The sequence below is a fragment of the Verrucomicrobiota bacterium genome, from assembly GCA_016871535.1.
Lineage (GTDB): Bacteria > Verrucomicrobiota > Verrucomicrobiia > Limisphaerales > SIBE01 > VHCZ01.
Genome location: VHCZ01000375.1, coordinates 1 through 4,523 on the forward strand (window position 1 = coordinate 1; position 4,523 = coordinate 4,523).

Consider the following 4,523-nt stretch of genomic DNA (forward strand, 5'->3'; position numbering starts at 1 on the left):
TCGGCGGGTTTCTCCGAATAGATTTTGAGCATTCGCTCCTTGTTGCTCCAGTAACGCTCGTCGGTGCGACGGAAGGAAATCCACTTTCCGTCCGGCGACCAGGCGCTCGGGGTGCAGACGCTGGTGCCGCCGAGAAACAAGTCCGCGATCAGATAGCGCACCTGTGGCTCGCGCCAGGTGACCGACTGCCAGTCGGCCGATTGGGCGGAGGTGCCGTGGCTTGAAACAAGAGTAAGCAGGGGGATGAGCGCTGATGGTTTCAACGTTGCTCCGGATCCGACGTGAGCCGGATGTCGGCGGGCGTGACGCGCCGGCCGGTGCCGCGATAGACGACGTTCGACACACCGGGTTTGCCGTCCACGCCGTTGAACTCGAAGCGATCGAGGTTGGCGACGCGGTGCCCGGCGTCGTAGTGCGCCACCGCCACCAGGCAGTTGTAGTCGTGGAACCGGTGCCCGAAGCTGGCGACCTTCTCCCGCGTGCCGGCCAGTTGGATTTCCGCGATGAGGTAACGCCGCCAGTCATCGGAGAAGTGCGGGTCGGTGTTGAGTTTCACCAGCGCGCCGTCGAGCGGTCGGCCATTCGCGCGATAGACCAACCGGCGTTGTTCCCCCGTTCCCTGGAAGGCATAGAGATTCGTGTTCACCGCGCGCGCGCCGTAGCCCCAGCGTTTCAACGCTTCGGCCACGCTGGAATCCGCCTTTTTCGCCTCGTAGAAGGAAACCGGACGGCCCAGCGTGAGATCCGCCAGCGCCAGCCGCATCGGCGCCTGATCGAATTGAAGGTCGGTGGTTAGCAATAGGTCTGCGCCGACGGCGGTCTGCTCGGTGCCCTTGAACACGACGCGCATGGATTCGCCGTACGGTGTGGGAATACGACGGCGCTCGAACTGGTTCGTGTTCACCAACCGCGCGCCTGCTTCCCATTCCTTGAGCGCGACGGCGGGCACGGCGTCGCGGACGTGCTGTTTGTAATAGTCCGGCGAACCGCCCAGCGTCATGTCGGCGATGAGATAGCGGACGTGCGGTTCCTTGTAAACGTCCGCGGCCCGGACGGGGCACAGGCCGGCACTCACGAGGAGCAGCAGCAGCAACGAGGAATTTTTCATGTTCGGGTTCATTTGAGCGGGGAAAAATCCGCCGGCACTAGCTTGTAAGCGGTGGCCCCGGTGCGCAGCTTGCCGTTGGCCTCGGTCTCCTTCTCGATGCGAATCCACTCCTCGTCCCGGTGGAAGGCCCCGATGGTGGCGTTGATGGCATCGAGGCTCTCGTGCGCGAACAGGGTCGCCATCACGCCGGCGTGCTCGGTGTCGGTCGCCTCCCACCAGCCGAGGTTATCCATGCCGTGCCGCTCGTAAATGCGGATGGCGTGATCGCGCCAGCGATCCCGGAAGGCCGCCTCCCTGCTCGGCGTCCGCGCGTAGAGCCTCAGGTCGAACACGCGCGCGGGGCGTTTTGCGTTGTTCGCCAGTTTCCAGGCGATGGCGGGCGTGACGAGTTTCAATATCTCGATCCTCGAATACGTCTTTCCGTGCTTCGCCTCACTGGCAGCATAAGCCGGAGCGAATTCCGGATCGGCCGCGAATGCCTTCCAACCCGAACTGGCGGCGGCCTCGCCCGGCGGCGCGAGCAGTTCCACGACGACAACGTTGGTTCCTTTGCGGTCCTGGCTCACCCAGCACGCCAGCGGATTCAGGCCGTGCCGCTTCTTGAGCGCGGTCATCGGCTCGCGGAACCGCTCGAGGATCGCGTCGGCCTTGCCGGGCAACGCGTGGTAGATCCGCAGCTCGGCGTAGCGCGGCCGGTCAGGCGCGGTGGAGATCGGTTCGTTCAACGGCGCCAGCGCGAGCGTCCGGCCCAGCGCCAGCTCCGGCACCGGATGCCCCCGAAAGCCCGGCCTGTTGGCCCGCGCATGAAAGACGCCGCTCGGTCCGCCGGTCGAGATGAAGAGTTCGTCGTGCGCCGCGCCGCCGAAGGCGATGTTCGTCACCAGCCGGGCGTCCGGCTTCACTTCGCCGAGCAGCCGGACTTCGGGCGAAACCACGACGACGCGACCGCCGCCGGCCTTGCGGGTGAACTCGGGTTCCGCAACGCGCCCACCTGAGCTGGTCAAAGCCGTTGGATCCGCAGCACTGACCCAAGTATCCGTGTCCTTCAGCAAAGCGATTGCAGCCGGATCGGTGGCAGCCAGCAAGTTTCAACTCAGCGGCGGCATCGGCGTTACCGGGGCCTCTCGATCCAAACGACCTGAAACGCGTGCTCTTGACCACTGCGGCGCAAGCTGAAGGCACAGTTTACACCGTGACCGTCAACGGCGTAACCGACGCCAGCGGCACTGCCATCGCCGCGAATTCCACCATCAAATTCACCGCGTGGAAAGTCACGCCCGGCTGGGCAACCCGCGAGATCTACTTCGGCATCAGTGGCCAAACAGTGGCCGATTTCAAAGCCAACGACCGTTTCACAGCCCGCACGCCTGACAAAATTGAATGGGTGAAGGGCTTCGAATCCTTCCGCGATCCCTTCACGGTCAATTATGGCGCGCGGTTGAACGCGTTCTTCATTCCACCCTCCAACGGAACTTACACATTCTATCTGAATGGCGACGACGAATCCGAACTGTTCCTGAGATCGAACCAATCCCAGGCGAACCTGAAATCCTTGGGTGTTGTGGCGATCAGCCCGGTTGGTTTCGACGACGCGTTCTCGGTGAATTCCGGAGCGTCGTTGACCGCGGGTACACGCTACTTGATGGAAGGTTTGCTCCAACAAGGTGCTGGCGATGTCTACCTGCGTGTCGGCGCCAAGGCGCAAGGATCAAGCACGCCAGCCGCCAATGTCGCTGTGCTCGCCGGCAATTCCATCGGCACCTTCGTTAATCCAGACATCGGCAACGTTCAGATCACAGCGCAACCAGCCGCCGCCACGGCCACTGTGGGTTCACGCGCCAAATTCAGTGTGAAAGTGAAAGCAACAGAATCACCGGTGTATTATCAATGGCGTGTCAATGGCGCCGATATCCCCAATGCAATCCGATCCTCCTACATCACACCGGAGTTGACCGACGCCGACAACGGCAAGATGTATTCGGTCGTGGTGAGTGTTGCAGGAAAAGACACTCCGAGCGCTGATGCCAAATTGTCCGTGACAGCAGGCGATCCTTCACCGTTGCAGCCATATGTCGCGATCAACTTCGTCGTCGGCGGCAACAGTCTGCCCGGTCCAATGCTTCCGTCCGACGTGGCGGGCATTGTCTGGCAGGATAACTGGAATAACCTGGGCGGCTTCACCTACGACAACGCGCCGCTCGTTGACGCCAAGGGTGCAGCTACTCCAGTTGCGTTTAGCGCAACAGCGACAGGGAACTGGTACACGGGCACCTTTGCGCGCGGGCTCAATGGCCCCGTCGCCACCGAACTCGCGCCCGACGGCTCGCTGCTTGTCCTCAATCGCGGCGCGGTCTGGCGCGACTCGAAGAAGTTTGTGCCCAACGCCGGCTCGCTCATCCGCATCTGCTACGTCGGTGGTTCGACTCCCGCGAGCGGAACGCCGGTCTCCGACCCGGCGCGATCCTCCACCAACCTCGCCGCCCTGGGTTTGCCGATGGAGGCCAGCGCGTTGCCGAAGCGCCTGACGCGCGCGGAATGGGACGCCCGCCTGCGCGGCGTCAGGCGCTGGCCCTTTTGGCTCAACACCAGCGCGTGGCAGCCCTTCACCCACGAGGTGATTGGCCTATATTTGCCGACAAACGCGGCGGCAAGGTTGTCCGCAGACAACACGGAAGTGCTGCTGCCGCCCGGCGCGGTTGTGGTGAGAAATTTCAGCGTCACCCACTGGCGGGCGAAGCCAGCCAAAGGCGACGAAGTTTCACGACCCGTCGAAACCCGCCTGCTCGTCGTCGGCGCGCCACGCAGCTACGGCGCCGGCTATCGCTGGAAGACTCCTGACCTCGCCGAACTGATCGAAGATGGCGAACTCGAGACGCTCACCGGGCTGGCGGACGCGAACTCCACCAACGACACACCGCAGAAAGTTTCGCTGCCCTGGTGGTTCCCCGGTGTGGACGATGGCCTCAGCTTTCCCCTCACCAATCCCGCCTACTGGATTTCGACCTCGGTTCAGGATTTTATTTTCCCGCCCGCGCCGGCTCGTCCCGGCCGCCCGGTCAACTGGCTGCGGTCCATGCAACGCGCGGGCGCGCTCATCACGACGCTCACGCCGGAGAAACTCGATCAACTTCCTCATGGGGTGATGTGGTCCAGCCCGCTCGAACCCTCCGAGCAGCGCGTCCGCTCCTATCTGCACGGCAATTGCGCGGTGTGCCATCAGCCGGGCGGTGCCTCGCGCGGCAATCTCGATCTGCGCCTGACCACACCACTCGCGCAGACCGGCCTGCTCCATGGTGAGCCGCAGGCCGGCGACCCCGGCCTGGCGGGCGCGAAAATTGTCACTCCCGGAGCGCCCGAGAAGTCCATCCTGCTCCGCCGCCTCAAGGACACCGGCTTTTTCCGCATGCCGGCCGTG

At 63.6% G+C, this 4,523-nt stretch carries 4 protein-coding genes; 1 reads left to right on the forward strand and 3 read right to left on the reverse strand.

From position 1 onward, the window contains the following. The 3 genes from FJ398_26250 to FJ398_26260 form a co-directional block, all read right to left on the reverse strand. On the reverse strand, nucleotides 1-263 hold a 263-nt coding region (locus tag FJ398_26250; protein ID MBM3841387.1), incomplete at its 3' end, for a hypothetical protein. Then, the gene (locus tag FJ398_26255; protein MBM3841388.1) at nucleotides 260-1,108 is read right to left on the reverse strand and encodes a hypothetical protein; all 849 of its coding nucleotides are present in this window, start codon (nucleotides 1,106-1,108) and stop codon (nucleotides 260-262) included. The genes FJ398_26250 and FJ398_26255, both read right to left, overlap by 4 nt. A gap of 8 nt (nucleotides 1,109-1,116) precedes the next feature. After that, nucleotides 1,117-2,193, reverse strand: a complete 1,077-nt coding sequence (locus FJ398_26260) for a hypothetical protein (protein ID MBM3841389.1) — start codon at nucleotides 2,191-2,193, stop codon at nucleotides 1,117-1,119. Between FJ398_26260 and FJ398_26265 the strand changes: the two genes are divergently transcribed. Further along, nucleotides 2,166-4,523: hypothetical protein (locus tag FJ398_26265; GenBank protein ID MBM3841390.1), on the forward strand; the 2,358-nt coding region annotated here is incomplete at its 3' end. The genes FJ398_26260 and FJ398_26265 overlap by 28 nt on opposite strands.